The sequence below is a fragment of the Providencia sp. PROV261 genome, from assembly GCF_028477945.1.
GTDB classification, from domain to species: Bacteria; Pseudomonadota; Gammaproteobacteria; order Enterobacterales; family Enterobacteriaceae; genus Providencia; species Providencia stuartii.
Genome location: NZ_JAMPMC010000005.1, coordinates 83,740 through 97,697, shown reverse-complemented (window position 1 = coordinate 97,697; position 13,958 = coordinate 83,740). Strand labels below are relative to the sequence as shown.

Below are 13,958 nucleotides of genomic sequence, written 5' to 3'. Positions count from 1 at the left end.
GCCTGAGGCTTATGGCAATAAACCTAATATTTAGTTTTATTTATGGGTAACGCTATACCGCTTTAGCGGAGGTTATTCCGCCAATAAACTCAGTAAGTTTTTGGGCTGCATTGCTCACTTCATTTTGTAATCGTTGGCGTTCTTGCGCGGGAATGCTATCCATTGGCACCATAATACTGATCGCCGCCTCGACACCGTGGTCTCGGTTGTAAACAGGGTAAACAATGGAAGAGATACCCCGACGGTAAAAAGACTCTCCGATAACATAACCCCGTAGCCGGTCTGCTTGGATCATTGTCCAAAATGCCTGTTTACTTCCCGCATCATCAGGTAACTCATCATCAGGATAGAGGGTATCGAACTCCTCTCGACTTAAGCCACTAAGTAACATTCGACCAATTGAGGTGCGGTGAGCTAATAACCGAGTACCAACACTCACGTGGTTAATTTTTGATTCGGCAGCACTAACCCGAGCAATATAAATAATGTCTCGCCCATCGCGTATGACGAGGTGACTATTGCACTGGCTACGGTCGCGTAATTGTTCAATGATCGGTTGGCCTAACTGTGTTAGATCGAGTGAAGCAATGTACCCTAAACCTAAGCTAAGCACTTTGCGACCGAGTGAAAAAGCCCCTGTCCTTGGGTGTTGTTCGATAAAGTCTAAATGCACCAAAGTTTGTATTGCACGATAGGCCGTCGCTTTCGGCATATCGATTAGACGTAAAATTTCAGCAAAGGTTAGCTCTCGGTGCTGCTGTGCTAGGAGTAACAAAAGCTGCAATCCTTTTTCCAAACCGGGGATCAAATATTTGCATGTTGAACTCAAAGCGTTAACCTCCCCGCATTAAGCGGCGTCTTTAGTTAAATACAAACCCACCATTGACGGGGATCAGTTGGCCCGTCACAAAATCGGCCATTGGCGAAAGCAAATATAAGACAGTACCGGTCACATCTTCGGGCTTTTGCTCCCCTTGAATAGCACGCCCATTTTCATAAAGCTGGTGGCGCTCAACTGGTACATATTCGGTGGCTTCGACTTTAGTTAGGCCAGGCGCGATAGCATTGACACAGATCCGGTGTGTGCCAAGCTCCCTTGCCATTGAGCGTGTCATGCTAATAATTGCCCCTTTGCTCGCGACGTAAGCCATCAGCTTAGGGGCGCCCCATAGAGCTGTATCAGAAGCAATATTCACTATCTTGGCATTTCTACTTTGGCGCAAAAATGGGAGTGCCGCCTTTGTCACTAACCATGTGCCTCTTACATTAACGGTCATGACGCGATCCCATAGATTTAAGTCATACTCATCCAATGTTTTGCCGCCAACGCCAGTGGCAAGGGCGGCATTATTAACGAGGCCATCAATATTGCCTTGTTGACCAATCTGCTGAAAAACATGCGCTATGGCCTCGGGGTCGGCAATATCTAAGTTAAAACCATCGGCAGTCAAACCGGCTTGGCGTAGCTGGGTAATGCTTTGCTGTAGGCGATCACTTAATATGTCGCACAGGATGACGTGAGCACCTTGTTGTGCGATCGCTTTCGCAAATTCAAAGCCTAAGCCTCTTGCTGCACCCGTAATGACGATGCGTTTGCCTGCCAGTAAATTATGCATTTGACGTTTCCTTATTATAAATTTGGTCAAATTGCTTTTTGGCTTCACGTTGCATAATACGGCGTAGGCGAGATAGCCCAACATCATGCTGATAAAGGAACTCATGTTGGCGAGCATTAGGCGCCATATTTTCAAGGATAATACGGTCTTGCTCTAAAACATCCCAATGTAATCCCTCTAAGCGATTACGGTACATAAAGCGCCAGAGATCACGTTGCCAATCTTTTACTTTACGGATACGCCAAAAGAAGACCCGGGTATTGAAGCGATCTTCTGGCACAACCATTCCGATGATCCAGAAGTGGCCACCCGGTCCGAAACGTTTTTGATAAGGGATGGATAGGCGTAGCCAGTTCGCGCCAGTACTGGCAAATTCAACCCAATCAAAATTCACCCCCATTTGGTCATTTTTGCGGAAGATAAACCCATTTTGAGTCGGTTCTAAAATCATCTCTGATTGCTTATCACCGTCCGCCATTGAATGCGAAGAAGAGTGGAGATAAGTGCCATGCATGGGATCCATGACATTTTCGAGTGCATATTGATAATTACAATGCCAAGTGGCTGTACATAAGAAATGGCTATGATTTTCACTATCCGCCAGCTCTTCAGGGAACGCTAGCGTCGGTGGCTCTTCATCAGTAATGGCAAAATAAAGAAAGATTGCGCCATGATATTCTTGAACTGGGTAGGTTTTTAGGCACTTTTGACCTTCTAATGGACATTGGCTAACAGCAGGAACATCTTTGACAATACCATCGCCTCCAACTTCAACGCCGTGATACCAGCAGGCAATACGTTCACCTAGGTTCCAGCCCATTGATAAGCGTGCACCACGGTGAGGGCAGCGGTCTTCAAGCGCATGAATTTGACCTTGCTGATCACGCCATAACACAATTTGTTCTTCTAAGCGGGTGATACCGATTGGGTTGCTAGTGACTTCCCAACTGGATAAAACGGGATACCACTGGCCTCTAAGTCCAACGTCTAAATAATCTTGATAGTTCTGAAGTTGTGCATGAGTTGTCATAATCTGCTTCCTGTTGTCGTGGGGTATCGTTGGTTATTATTATTTCTGCGTCACTGGCAGGAGATTAATACCCGTTTACTTGGAGAAATTCGCGAAAACTGGCTTCATTCCATGGTTGTCCTTGTCTATCAAAGAGTTGTCTTTGATTGAGTGCACTAATAATTTGCTCGAGAGTTTCAATACCTGAATCAAATAAGATTTCCAATGTGGCAATGAGAGCGGTTTCGTAGTCATCAGGGAGACGTGAGCGAGTTTGCCAAACGATATTTGGCGCCGTTCCCGGTGCTTGGATTTGCCCTTTACCGCCTTCACGAGCCGGTATAATTTGGTGATTAGCAGGTAAGTAAGGGTTGAAATTCTGTATCGGTTCCATTTCTACTCCTCAATAAAGCTAATTTCGATTTGGTTGTTATTAATGCGAGTCTGGTAGGTTTTGAGATCGCGACCACCTGGCTCACGTAGGCATTTTCCTGTTTTGATATCAAATACAGCCTCATGAAGTGGGCACTCCACTTTGCCATCCTCAACAAACCCTTGACTGAGTAGGGCATAGGCATGAGGGCAAACATCTTCCATGGCGTAATATTGATCATCCACTAAGAAAACACCGATCTCGGTATCATTGACTCGGGCTGAATAAGGAAATTCTTCTTGTACTTGCGAGACATCACAAATCGCGACCCAACTCATATTGTTTCCTCCACAGCAAAATAGTGTTGTTTCATATATAAAACATTGTTTATTATTTAAAACTAGCCTAATAGGCTGAGCGATAAACAGTCAATCGAATGTTACTCATATGTAAAACATTTGTTTTGAAATGTGCAGTGTGTCGAGATTATGGTCATTTTTAGTTTCATATGAGAAACAAAATGGGCTGAAAATAGTGTGACTATCGTTTGATGGATAAAATCATAAAATAAGGGATTATCATTATTTCACGGTAAATTACCCACTATAGTGGTAAAAAATAAATAACAGCAAAGAGTGAGAATTATTTCTGATATGAGAAAGCCTTTATCCATTAAGGCGTTTTTTTATTTTCTTCAGAGAGAAGGAATAGGAAAATTGAAAGGAATGAGATTTAAAAGTTTATATTTTTTAGTTTGTTACTAAGAATTAAATTAAAACCCACCGAAGTGGGTTAGTGAATTATCGTACTGTTAAGACAGAAATCTTAGAGTTTTGGATGATCATCGAAGCTGTTGATCCTAAGAAATACGTTGACATTCCAGGGCGTCTAGAACCAATAACAATCAAATCTGCTTGAATATCATCGGCAATACGCAAAATTTCATCCCTAGGCGTTCCCATGACGACCTGAGCGGTAAACTTTTCTTTAGGAAGATTAAAATCTTTAATAATATCAACTAATTGATTTGTTACTTTATCTTGTTCGCTATCTGCCTTTTCGGCAAAACCAAAGCCCATAGAGGTATAAAAAGGGATAGTAGGAATAACGGCTAAAAAATGAATATGAGCGCCTTCTTCCTCCGAAAGGTATTGAATATGAGGAAGTACAAGGTTTGCTAAATTTTTCTCTGTAATATCAATAGGAACTAAAATTTTTTTATACATATTGTTCTCCGAACAATTATCCAAGCCTATTTAAAATCTATCCGCTAAAAACAATCAGTAAAAATAAAGATAAGTTTAATATTTAATCAATTTAACATCTTATAGCCAATACAAAAATGGAGTTAGCTAACAATAACAATACAACGTTGTAACGAACAATACTTTGACGGCGGCTTGAAGTTAGAAAATTAAAACGGTTTGATGAAAAAACAGTTCATTTGTGCGGTTCCCCATTGAATGACTATCTTTCTCATCTTAGTTATTATATGGTTTATATATAAATCGTAATATTTTATATGTTAATGAGGTGCTGTCTTGGGAATCGTGAAAATTTCAGATGATCTGCATGACTATTTGCGCCGTGCTAGCCAAGTGATGTCACGCTCGATCAATTCTCAGGCTGAATTTTGGATAAAAATAGGTATCCAAGCCGAATTAAATCCCGATAAAACCTTCACAACGCTTATCAGCGAAATGCTAGAAAAAGAATCTGTTAACCATAAAGGGAAGTACCATGAGTAATATCACAATCAAAACAGCTGAAGAAATTGAATTGATGCGTGAATCCGGCCGTTTATTAGCCAAAGTATTTGCGATGTTAGATACTTTTATTGTGCCGGGTATTACGACCATGGAAATTAATGACAAGGTTGAAGATTATATTGTTAATGAATTGCAGGCGAGACCAGCCAGCAAAGGCCAGTATGGTTATCAATATGTATTAAATACCTCCCTTAATGAAGTGGTGTGCCATGGCGTACCGAAAGCTGATGAACATTTGAAAGCCAGAGATATTATCAATGTTGATATCACATTAGAGAAAAATGGCTTTATTGCAGACTCAAGTAAGATGTATGTGATGCCCGAAGCCTCACCATTAGCACGTAAACTTGTTAAGGATACTTATGAGGCTATGTGGGAAGGGATCAAACAAGTCAAACCAGGGGCAACACTAGGGGATATTGGTTCTGCAATCCAACACCATGCAGAAAAAAATGGTTATAGCGTGGTTCGTGAATATTGTGGTCATGGTATAGGCCGTGAAATGCACGAAGCTCCACAAGTGCTACATTATGGTGTACGTGGGCAAGGGGTTACCTTAAAAGAAGGGATGACATTCACAATAGAGCCGATGATCAACCAAGGTGGTATGAAAATTAAGACCAAAAAAGATGGTTGGACAGTTGTGACGCGAGATAAAAAATTATCGGCCCAATCAGAACATACTGTTTTAGTGACCGCAACCGGTTATGAAGTCTTAACTTTACGCGATGAAGAAAAAGCATTTGTCGCAAAACATCATCTTTAAAATTTGACGATGGCTCTGCAAAGCCGCGAGTGCGGCTTTCAGACTGTTATCGCGAAGCATAATAATTAATTTCATAACGCTGGCCATATTCGCTCTTGGGATTCAGTCTTTCAAACAGAAAATCGATAGCCATTCTTGTTTTATGGGGTAAATAGTGTCTATTAGGATAAACCGCATAAATAGAGTGTTCTGGCAATGAGTAATCCGTCAGTAAAGGGGTTAGCATACCTTTTTCAATATAAGGGGCGGCGATAAAGCAGGGTAGCAGCGAAATTCCCACTCCTTGAACAGTCGCTTCGCTATTATTGGTCAAGTCGTATCAAGCTTTATCTTAGATATCATCAACGGGCAGGCTGGAAATCATTTACTCTTACAATCGATAGGGTTGCTATTGATTATTTTAGGCGTGTTTTATCAATACATAAAAAAGATAATTAAAGTGATAATCATAAAGGTAATATTTTGTTGTCAGTAGGGTTATATTTTTTGTGTTGTCATTTGAAGAGTAATAATTATTAATGACTAAAGAAATAGCATATTTAGGTCGAGAAGAGTTTGTGTAAGGATCCATTCTGTATGCTAGTTTATATTAGATAATATAAATTAAGATATGTAAACAATTAATGATTGTGATTTTATTTTAATCTTATTTGGCTTGGTTTTCACAATGTTTGTAATACTATTCTTTTATTATTACGATACATAAGTAGAATGTGAAATTAATTTTAATGACTATTGAAATAATTAATATTTAATATCATATGATTGTGATGCCCATTATTTCGATAGTTTTATATAAACAATAAGGGGGCTTCATTTATTGACAATAAACTAGCACTCCATTTAGGAGGTACCATTATGCATGAAAAAAATATCGATTTTTGGGCGCAAGTTTTCCGCTGGGTTCAACTCAATTTACCTTTATTAAGTGGTGTTATGTTAGCAACGTTGATTGCATTTGTTAGAGAGTGGCGAGAGAGTAAAAGTACATGGCAATCATTAGCAGAAGCTGTAATATGTGGTGCTATTACAGTCAGTGCTATTCGAGCGCTTCAATGGTTACTTGTCTATTTAAATTATTCTGATGCTTGGTCATCACTTGCCGAGTTTTGTGGTGCGATGATAGGTTTCCTGGGTACAAAGAAGCTCAGTTGGGTTATTGATTCGATGTTGATTGCAATTCAAAAACGCTATAGAAATAAAGAATAATATTTTGAAGTATAGAAAAATCATTCTTATCAGAAATAAGTTGTACGATAAGCCCAAAATGAGGCTTATCGAGATACCTACCTTAAGGAGGTACTGTTATTTAAAACGATTATAATTCTACTGCTATCTTAATTACCATTTAATGATTACCTAACTATCATCTCTGATCCCTTCAATAAGAGAATTATTTATTTTTTACTGCATCGGTATCAATATAAGAAGAAGTATATTGATATCATTAATCAAATGCTAATGAACTCCATAATGGCTAATTTTATGCTCTAAAAGAGAACAATCTTGTGGTGTTCCGCAATGATGGGTAAGATCTCGTGTTTTGTTTGTTTATTAAACATGTTATTTCTCTGGCTAGCTTAAAGCGGTAGGAAGTTTGTGTGAAACCATAAAATCTATTACTCTTTGCATTATCTCTAATTAACTTAAAAGGTTTAAGCTGATGACGGAGCCAATGAAAAAGCCGAGAACAAAACCCGCAAAAGAGAGATTGGATGATTTAATGAATGCTGCTGAGCATTTATTTCTCACGAAAGGTTTTTTAGAGACAACAGTGAGTGAAATAGTTAGCCAAGCCGATGTGGCGAAAGGTACTTTTTACCACTACTTTAAATCGAAGGATGAGATTTTAGAGGCTTTGCGCGAGCGTTATATGACATGGTATTTGGGAAAAATTGATGATGCACTGAAAGAGAAGGTGGACAGTCAAGCGATGCTAAGCCAGTGGTGTGAAAGCAGCGTACAATATTATGTTGAAAAAAGACGTATTCATGACATGCTATTTCATGAAAGTTTTCATACGTGTAGCAACGTACATGAACAGCGGGCAATTTCACAAGTGAAAAAAATCTTGTTACATGGAAAGGCGCAAGGTGTTTGGTCAGCAGAGCCAATTGGGCTGGTTAGCTCTATGCTGTATCACAGTATGCACGCTGCCGTCGATGAGCTTGCATCGAGCCTTGAATATGATGAGAACACATTAGGCGCAATACTTTATCAAAAGTTACTCGGTTTAGTTCAATAACACCGTATCTAATCACTCTTCTATCCTTCTAGAAATAGAAGGATGCTGTCATTTAAATCTGTCTTGTACTGAAGTTAAATTACATATCTAAAAGTGACTAAAAAACAGTAGGTTAAGCGACTGTTTTTTATGATTGCATCGTTAATACTATCATGTTTTTATCGTTTGATGATGACATTTTAGCGTTAAAATCTAAACTGATTTTTGCCAGTGAAAAAGCTAGAAAAATTTATTCTGGATGTGTTATATCATCGGAAAATTACTTGTCTGGACATGTTTTATGTTTAATTTTTCCGAGTTTATTAATGATACACCAATTGACTCTATCTTATTGTTTATAATTACATTTTTCTTGCTCATTATTTCAGCTTATATCGGTAAATTTATCTTTAAGCGTAAGAAGCTTAATGATGATATTGCTGATGACGAAGCGAAAATTATATTAGGGGCTATCTTATCCTTATTAGGCTTATTGATTGGTTTTGTTCTCTCAATCTCGATCAGTGGCTACAACAATCGTCAGCAAACAGAAGAGAATGAAGCGATTGCGATAGGGAATGCTTACCAACGAGCGCAATTATTAAACAGCAGTGACAGACGTGAAGCAATCCATTTATTGCAGCAGTACCTAGAGGCGAGAATTGAATTTTTTAAATCAGGTGTCAGCGATGAAAATAATCAATGGCGGAGAGTCTCATTAGAAAAACAAGCTATCTTGTGGGAAATTGCGGTTAAAGAGGCAAATCAATCACCAAATCCAGTGATCGCCTCGGTATTAACTGCATTTAGTGATCTTTATCTTTCACAACAAAAAACGATGGCGAGTTGGCGGCATCAAATACCGAATGCAGCATGGTTCTTATTAATTTTCTTTGCGATTTGTTCTAACGTTTTAATTGGTTATAACATTCGAGGAACTAAAGGTAAAAACTGGCTGATCCTCATATTGCCATCATTAACAACACTGGCACTATTTATGATCGCAGAAATTGATATTCCCGGTGAGGGGGTCATTCATGTGACGCCGGATGATTTAATATCATTACAGGAATTCTTATTTAAAGAAGGGGCGTTAGTCGGGAAACTTGATTAAATAAATATGCCCCGTAACGGAAGTATTACGGGGCACTATGGTTAGCGGACAATAATGCCTAAAAGAATACCAATAGCACCAAAGTCTGCATCACTAAATGTGGTATTAGCGATACCAATGTCACCAAGGACAGGTAATAAAAAGACAGGTAAGAAGGTAATGAGTAAACCTTGTGCAAAGGCACCTAAAATAGCGCCTCGGCGACCTCCTGTTGCGTTACCAAAGACTCCCGCCGCTGCACCAACAAAGAAGTGTGGCACGACACCTGGGATAATGACGGTCATATTCAACGCATACAGTATGAACATACCGATAATACCCGCAGCAAAACTGCTTAAAAAGCCGACTAACACGGCATTTGGTGCATAAGGGAAAACAACAGGGCAGTCTAGCGCTGGTTTAGCATTTGGAACCAATTTATCCGAAATCCCTTTAAATGCGGGTACGATCTCCGCAATTACCATACGTACACCTTGCAGAATAATGTAAACACCCGCAGCAAATGTAATGGATTGCATTAATGAGAACATAAACCAGTTTTTGCCACCGCTGACTTCACGAACATAATCTCCTCCCGCAAATAAGCAGGTAATAATGAAAATAATGAACATAGTGAATGAGATGGCAACTGGCGTGTCTCGTAGGAAAAGCAAACTTTTTGGCACATTCATATCTTCAGTAGAATGTTCTTTGTTGCCAAATTTGCTGCCAATAAAACCTGCAAGGACATACGATATCGTTGAAAAGTGACCAATTGCAACGTCATCAGAGCCAGTGATTTTTTTCATGTATGGATGTGCAATGGCTGGGAAGAACACCATACAAAAGCCGACGATTAATGAACCAACAACCACTAACAGAGTGCCTTCCATACCCGCTGTTGCTAAAATTACGGCAACCATCATCGACATGAAGAGTGTGTGATGCCCTGTGAGAAAGATAAATTTCCAAGGGGTGAGGCGTGCAATTAAGATATTAATTAACATGGCAAAGAACATGATCATTGCCATTTCACGGCCAAAACTCTTCTGGGCGATAGAAACAATCGCTTCGTTATTTGGAACGACGCCATTAATACCAAATGCGTGTTGGAAAATAGCGGAGAAATCGCCTAATGAACTAACAACTAAGCCAGCACCCGCTCCTAAGATCACAAAACCCATAATGGTTTTGATGGTGCCTTTAATACATTCGGTGGCGGGTTTCTTTTGAGCGATAAGGCCGATAAGCGCTATCAAACCCACTAAAATAGCGGGTTCAGATAACACATCTTGCATCAGAAAACGAAAAAATGACATACAGCCTCCGCTTATAGTGCGCCGAGATTACGTAAAGCCACACTTAAGTGCTCTTTCATTGCCACTTTGTCTATCATATTTTCCAAAGCAACAATTTCTCCAGCAACTTGTTGAGCAACCAATTGTTCGGCAATATCTTTGGTGCCAACAAAAATATCACTGGCGGTACCTTTAGCTGAGCCAAGATCAACGTGGTCAACCTCGGCACTGACTTGAAGATCTTTTAAAATATTTTTGATACTCATTTCCATCATTAGGCTAGTGCCTAAACCATTTCCGCATACGACTGTAATTTTCATATTGTTTCCTTTTAATAATTAATAACGCGCGATGATGTTGAGGATGTCATCGACGTTTTCTGATTGCATGATGTTGTCAATATCTTCTTGGTTATCAAAAAGTTCAGCGAGTTTAGCGATAGCGCCGATATGGCTGTTGCTATCGGTTGCGGCAAGAACAATTAATAACTTAACGGGGTCGTTGCCATCGGCACCAAACTCGACACCGCGTTTAATAACGGTAAGGCCAAGAGATAGCTGATTGACGCCGTCTTCAGGGCGAGCATGTGGCATTGCAATGCCTGGGCCTAGTACATAGTAAGGACCAATCTTTTCATGTGAATGAATGATGGCATCAACATAAGATTGTTGAATACGGTGGTTTTTGAGGAGTGGTTCGCAAGCGATTTGGATCGCATCGCGCCAATCGGTGGCACTTTCAACAACCTGAATGACGTTGGGGGTCAATAATGTGGTTAACATTAAGTTTGCTCCTGGTGGTGTAAAACTATTTTTAGCTTTTTTTCTAACTAAGGGCATAGTAGTGATCAATGGTAGCGCTATCTAGTCGAATTATTCATTTTCGTGATAGCGCTATCATTTCGCATAAATAAAGCCAATAAAAACTCAAGAACACGAAAGTCCACTCATGAACAAAACTAACCTGTGGTAAGTTATAGTGAGATAAGAGTGAATAGAGCAAAAAATAATTTTTTATGGAAAAAATACGCAAGAGAAAGAATACAGGACGAGTTACGCTACAGGATGTGGCTAAATATGCAGGCGTTGGTTCAATGACTGTATCTAGAGCGTTGCGTACACCTGATTTGGTCTCAGATAAACTGCGAGAAAAAATCAATGAAGCAATCACTGAGCTAGGATATATACCAAATTCAGCCGCAGGTATATTGGCATCAGGTCAAAGTCGTACAGTTGCTGTATTGGTGCCTTCATTAAGGGATTACGCAAGCTCTGCATTTCTGCAACCATTACAAGAGGTCCTCAATAAAAATAGCTATCAGGTTGTTATTGGTAGTCATAACTATCAGCAGAAAAAAGAGTCTGAAGTCCTCTTTACGTTACTGCAAAGTAACCCTGCTGCTGTGGTTATTTTTGGTGGGATTAATTCAGAGAGCGTATTTAGTTATCTCAAAAACCTTGATATTCCTGTTATTGGTGTGGCGGGGGAGTCGAGTCATCTATTCTCATTAAATATAAGAAGTAATATTGGTGAAGCCGTATTTTTTCTAACCAACTACATGTTGCAAAAGGGATATCGGAAAATAGGCTATATTGGTGCTCAGATGGATAGCAAAATACAGAGCCAACAACTGAGTGGTTGGACTAAAGCGATGCTAAATCATTATCATAGCGCAGAGCAAAGTATTACGACACCGTATGTGGCGACAATGGATTTTGGTCGTCAAGCGATTAGTGAAATGTTAACTCGGCAGCCGGAATTAGATGCAGTAATATGCAGTCATGAAATGATTGCGCTAGGTGTTTTGTTTGAATGCCAAAGAAGGTTAATTAAAGTGCCTTCTATGTTGGCAGTGGCTTGTGTTGAAGGGTCGTCTAATTGTGATTATATTCACCCGTCGTTAACATCGGTGCGTATTGATTACAATAAAATGGCGAAAGAAACGGCGAAAAAATTACAAAAATGGTTAGCTGATCCTGATAGTGGTTCTCCGCATCAACAAGAAGAAATTATTTTTCCCTATAAATTCGAAGCAAGGCAAAGCGCATAATGATGAAGTTTGTTGTTTTTTTGTTAACATTATTGGGTTTATCAACATCAACGGTATCAGCGGCATCGATAGCGAAAGGATATTTACCAGCAGTACAGAATATATATGTATTGTTTAGTGGGGTATTAGTAAAAGGCCCAGTGAAAGAGATAAAAGCGACTTTTTATACCGAAGATAAGACGGTGACACAGGATATCCAATTAAAATTGGATCAAAAGAGTTGCATTGAAAGCTTTGAATCAATTTCTCATGGCATACAGCAGCATATTCAACTCAAAAGAGATAATAACCAACTGAAGGGCAGCAGCAATGAAGGGGAAATTATCATCGATTTAGACGAACAGTGCCGTTTTATATCCCAAAAAGACTCTTATGGTACGACGTATTTTGAATATGATGAACGTAACTACATTAAGAGTATCCATTCTAAAGAGGATAACGGCACCGTTGATAAGGTAGTATATAGTAATTTAGGTGAGTTACAGGAAATGAATTACTATGATAAAAATCAGTTATATATGCAAACTCTCTTCAAGCCATTAGCTGATATAAACCGTTATGCGGATATTCAAATAGAGCAGAAAATGTTAGGTGATTTGGGCTATATTTCTGAGAGAAAATGTCAATATAATCATTTTGGTGCACCAACAAATTGTCAAATTTTGACCAAATATGATGCTGATGGAGAGATGCAAACTCAACGGCAATCTGTCGTGATTGACACACAGTTTGAGGAGTGACAATAAGCACAAGATTAACTTATTGATTAAATAACAGTTAGCTTGTGTGCCATGCAAAAGCGGAGGGGATCGTTAAAAGAAGTTACGGCACTTGAATTTGTGTCTATTTAATGAAACTCACATTTTTTCGATGAGCGCCTCTTAAGTGAAAACTAAGGAGGCGCTTTTTAATATTATTCTTTATTAATTTGCATTTTTCTTTGAATAAAACGCGTTTCTGCTTGCTGCAAGTAGCTTTGAATTAATTGGTAGATTTCGTCGCGTCGATCGTATAAATCGCTATTATTTTTCAATATAGGTTCAACTTGTTCGATAAATCCCTTCATAAAATCATTAAGCTTTAACTGCTTGTGAGCAATCTGCGCGTAATAAAATTGATATACATACGATGCATGTGTATGGGAGAGAGGAGCACTTGCGTTAAAATTGTTGGTTGCAAGTAATAGCAATTGAATGTTTGTCATGGTACACCCTATCAGAGAGACACGTAGATGCTACCGGACTAAAATAAAATCTATTGTCAAAATTAGCCGTAAAATTTTAGTTTTTCAATCAAAGGGCTATTTATAGGAATATTCTGTATTTGCTGTTGTTTGCTGGTATGGCCTTTATTTAATCGTCCCTTTCTTACTAGTCGCTAACCTCCCTCAAAATCATTAATTTTCATAATGAATATGGCATTAAGAAATACGAATACTCGCAATAAGAGTAGTGGTTTTTGAGTTTATATGTAAATTATTTTTATGTTTAGTGTCTATTGTAACATTTAGCTTATGGATATGGGCATGTAGTACTACAGCATGTTTCCACGCGAGAGAGGAAAGTTGCATCATCGTACCCGTTCAAAATTGATAGAGAACGTTAATGACAGAATGCAGGTGAGTACTTTGTATAAAAAGACATAAAGAAACACACTACAACTAAAGAGGGTAACTGATCATTTAGCTGAGGATTTTCTTCATATCGGTTATCTTGAAAACAAGATACATACAAGCAAATATCAGCAACAGCATCATGTGA

Annotated in this window: 18 protein-coding genes; 7 read left to right on the top strand and 11 right to left on the bottom strand. The window is 39.0% G+C overall.

All coding sequences use genetic code 11. The annotated features are described in order from the left end of the window. Nucleotides 1-52: 52 nt before the first annotated feature. From PR675_RS03070 to PR675_RS03045, 6 genes are all read right to left on the bottom strand, one after another. Entirely contained in the window at nucleotides 53-829 is a 777-nt protein-coding gene (locus tag PR675_RS03070) for an IclR family transcriptional regulator (protein ID WP_060561321.1), read from the bottom strand. A gap of 31 nt (nucleotides 830-860) precedes the next feature. Beyond that, nucleotides 861-1,616, bottom strand: a complete 756-nt coding sequence (locus PR675_RS03065; RefSeq protein ID WP_004918960.1) for an SDR family oxidoreductase — start codon at nucleotides 1,614-1,616, stop codon at nucleotides 861-863. Continuing rightward, nucleotides 1,609-2,646 carry an aromatic ring-hydroxylating oxygenase subunit alpha gene (locus tag PR675_RS03060; protein WP_004918962.1) on the bottom strand — a complete coding sequence of 346 codons (1,038 nt, stop codon included), beginning with the start codon at nucleotides 2,644-2,646 and terminating at the stop codon, nucleotides 1,609-1,611. Before PR675_RS03060 ends, PR675_RS03065 begins: the two co-directional genes overlap by 8 nt. 64 nt (nucleotides 2,647-2,710) lie before the next feature. Continuing rightward, nucleotides 2,711-3,019: a recombinase-like helix-turn-helix domain-containing protein gene (locus PR675_RS03055; RefSeq protein WP_004918964.1), complete on the bottom strand. Its 309-nt coding sequence runs from the start codon at nucleotides 3,017-3,019 to the stop codon at nucleotides 2,711-2,713. A 2-nt stretch (nucleotides 3,020-3,021) separates the two neighbouring features. Further along, nucleotides 3,022-3,336 carry a nitrite reductase small subunit NirD gene (gene nirD, locus PR675_RS03050; protein ID WP_004918973.1) on the bottom strand — a complete coding sequence of 105 codons (315 nt, stop codon included), beginning with the start codon at nucleotides 3,334-3,336 and terminating at the stop codon, nucleotides 3,022-3,024. A gap of 462 nt (nucleotides 3,337-3,798) precedes the next feature. Beyond that, on the bottom strand, nucleotides 3,799-4,224 hold the full coding sequence (locus PR675_RS03045; RefSeq protein ID WP_004918975.1) for a universal stress protein: 426 nt from the start codon (nucleotides 4,222-4,224) through the stop codon (nucleotides 3,799-3,801). Between the two features lie 315 nt (nucleotides 4,225-4,539). Here PR675_RS03045 and PR675_RS03040 point away from each other — a divergent pair, with 315 nt between their 5' ends. Beyond that, nucleotides 4,540-4,746 (top strand): ParD-like family protein, encoded by a 207-nt coding sequence (locus tag PR675_RS03040; RefSeq protein WP_014658170.1) that lies wholly within the window; start codon nucleotides 4,540-4,542, stop codon nucleotides 4,744-4,746. Beyond that, entirely contained in the window at nucleotides 4,739-5,533 is a 795-nt protein-coding gene (gene map, locus PR675_RS03035) for a type I methionyl aminopeptidase (RefSeq protein ID WP_004918978.1), read from the top strand. The genes PR675_RS03040 and map overlap by 8 nt, the downstream gene beginning before the upstream one ends. 46 nt (nucleotides 5,534-5,579) lie before the next feature. On the opposite strand, the gene PR675_RS03030 is transcribed toward map, so the two are convergent. Beyond that, nucleotides 5,580-5,846, bottom strand: a complete 267-nt coding sequence (locus PR675_RS03030) for a LysR substrate-binding domain-containing protein (protein ID WP_004918980.1) — start codon at nucleotides 5,844-5,846, stop codon at nucleotides 5,580-5,582. Between the two features lie 545 nt (nucleotides 5,847-6,391). Between PR675_RS03030 and PR675_RS03025 the strand changes: the two genes are divergently transcribed. The 3 genes from PR675_RS03025 to PR675_RS03015 all read left to right on the top strand — a co-directional run bounded on the left by PR675_RS03025 (nucleotide 6,392) and on the right by PR675_RS03015 (nucleotide 8,871). Next, nucleotides 6,392-6,742 carry a phage holin family protein gene (locus PR675_RS03025; protein ID WP_004918982.1) on the top strand — a complete coding sequence of 117 codons (351 nt, stop codon included), beginning with the start codon at nucleotides 6,392-6,394 and terminating at the stop codon, nucleotides 6,740-6,742. 466 nt (nucleotides 6,743-7,208) lie between these two features. Further along, on the top strand, nucleotides 7,209-7,778 hold the full coding sequence (locus tag PR675_RS03020) for a TetR/AcrR family transcriptional regulator (RefSeq protein ID WP_225829579.1): 570 nt from the start codon (nucleotides 7,209-7,211) through the stop codon (nucleotides 7,776-7,778). Nucleotides 7,779-8,058: 280 nt separating this feature from the next. Further along, the gene (locus PR675_RS03015; RefSeq protein WP_060561320.1) at nucleotides 8,059-8,871 is read left to right on the top strand and encodes a bestrophin-like domain; all 813 of its coding nucleotides are present in this window, start codon (nucleotides 8,059-8,061) and stop codon (nucleotides 8,869-8,871) included. Between the two features lie 41 nt (nucleotides 8,872-8,912). Here PR675_RS03015 and PR675_RS03010 read toward each other — a convergent pair whose 3' ends face one another. Genes PR675_RS03010 through PR675_RS03000 form a run of 3 tightly spaced genes read right to left on the bottom strand, consistent with a single transcriptional unit; the run spans nucleotide 8,913 to nucleotide 10,930 of the window. Beyond that, the gene (locus PR675_RS03010) at nucleotides 8,913-10,169 is read right to left on the bottom strand and encodes a PTS ascorbate transporter subunit IIC (protein WP_014658176.1); all 1,257 of its coding nucleotides are present in this window, start codon (nucleotides 10,167-10,169) and stop codon (nucleotides 8,913-8,915) included. Nucleotides 10,170-10,180: 11 nt separating this feature from the next. Then, a complete protein-coding gene (locus PR675_RS03005; RefSeq protein ID WP_004918996.1) occupies nucleotides 10,181-10,468 on the bottom strand; it encodes a PTS sugar transporter subunit IIB in 288 nt (95 codons plus the stop codon). An 18-nt stretch (nucleotides 10,469-10,486) separates the two neighbouring features. Continuing rightward, nucleotides 10,487-10,930, bottom strand: coding sequence for a PTS sugar transporter subunit IIA (locus tag PR675_RS03000; RefSeq protein WP_014658177.1), 444 nt, complete (start codon nucleotides 10,928-10,930; stop codon nucleotides 10,487-10,489). 233 nt (nucleotides 10,931-11,163) lie between these two features. On the opposite strand from PR675_RS03000, the gene PR675_RS02995 reads away from it, so the two are divergent. Further along, nucleotides 11,164-12,198, top strand: a complete 1,035-nt coding sequence (locus tag PR675_RS02995; protein WP_004919002.1) for a LacI family DNA-binding transcriptional regulator — start codon at nucleotides 11,164-11,166, stop codon at nucleotides 12,196-12,198. After that, nucleotides 12,198-12,938 carry a YnfC family lipoprotein gene (locus PR675_RS02990; protein ID WP_060561319.1) on the top strand — a complete coding sequence of 247 codons (741 nt, stop codon included), beginning with the start codon at nucleotides 12,198-12,200 and terminating at the stop codon, nucleotides 12,936-12,938. The genes PR675_RS02995 and PR675_RS02990 overlap by 1 nt, the downstream gene beginning before the upstream one ends. Before the next feature lie 173 nt (nucleotides 12,939-13,111). On the opposite strand, the gene PR675_RS02985 is transcribed toward PR675_RS02990, so the two are convergent. Beyond that, complete coding sequence (locus PR675_RS02985; RefSeq protein WP_004919006.1) at nucleotides 13,112-13,402, bottom strand: hypothetical protein; 291 nt, start codon at nucleotides 13,400-13,402, stop codon at nucleotides 13,112-13,114. Between the last annotated feature and the right edge of the window lie 556 nt (nucleotides 13,403-13,958).

Bases quoted from the DNA above. Each gene is read 5' to 3' on its own strand.
- PR675_RS03065 (WP_004918960.1), bottom strand. From the start codon at position 1,616: ATGCATAATTTACTGGCAGGCAAACGCATCGTCATTACGGGTGCAGCA.
- PR675_RS03060 (WP_004918962.1), bottom strand. From the start codon at position 2,646: ATGACAACTCATGCACAACTTCAGAACTATCAAGATTATTTAGACGTT.
- PR675_RS03055 (WP_004918964.1), bottom strand. From the start codon at position 3,019: ATGGAACCGATACAGAATTTCAACCCTTACTTACCTGCTAATCACCAA.
- nirD (WP_004918973.1), bottom strand. From the start codon at position 3,336: ATGAGTTGGGTCGCGATTTGTGATGTCTCGCAAGTACAAGAAGAATTT.
- PR675_RS03045 (WP_004918975.1), bottom strand. From the start codon at position 4,224: ATGTATAAAAAAATTTTAGTTCCTATTGATATTACAGAGAAAAATTTA.
- map (WP_004918978.1), top strand. From the start codon at position 4,739: ATGAGTAATATCACAATCAAAACAGCTGAAGAAATTGAATTGATGCGT.
- PR675_RS03025 (WP_004918982.1), top strand. From the start codon at position 6,392: ATGCATGAAAAAAATATCGATTTTTGGGCGCAAGTTTTCCGCTGGGTT.
- PR675_RS03020 (WP_225829579.1), top strand. From the start codon at position 7,209: ATGAAAAAGCCGAGAACAAAACCCGCAAAAGAGAGATTGGATGATTTA.
- PR675_RS03015 (WP_060561320.1), top strand. From the start codon at position 8,059: ATGTTTAATTTTTCCGAGTTTATTAATGATACACCAATTGACTCTATC.
- PR675_RS03010 (WP_014658176.1), bottom strand. From the start codon at position 10,169: ATGTCATTTTTTCGTTTTCTGATGCAAGATGTGTTATCTGAACCCGCT.
- PR675_RS03005 (WP_004918996.1), bottom strand. From the start codon at position 10,468: ATGAAAATTACAGTCGTATGCGGAAATGGTTTAGGCACTAGCCTAATG.
- PR675_RS03000 (WP_014658177.1), bottom strand. From the start codon at position 10,930: ATGTTAACCACATTATTGACCCCCAACGTCATTCAGGTTGTTGAAAGT.
- PR675_RS02995 (WP_004919002.1), top strand. From the start codon at position 11,164: ATGGAAAAAATACGCAAGAGAAAGAATACAGGACGAGTTACGCTACAG.
- PR675_RS02990 (WP_060561319.1), top strand. From the start codon at position 12,198: ATGATGAAGTTTGTTGTTTTTTTGTTAACATTATTGGGTTTATCAACA.
- PR675_RS02985 (WP_004919006.1), bottom strand. From the start codon at position 13,402: ATGACAAACATTCAATTGCTATTACTTGCAACCAACAATTTTAACGCA.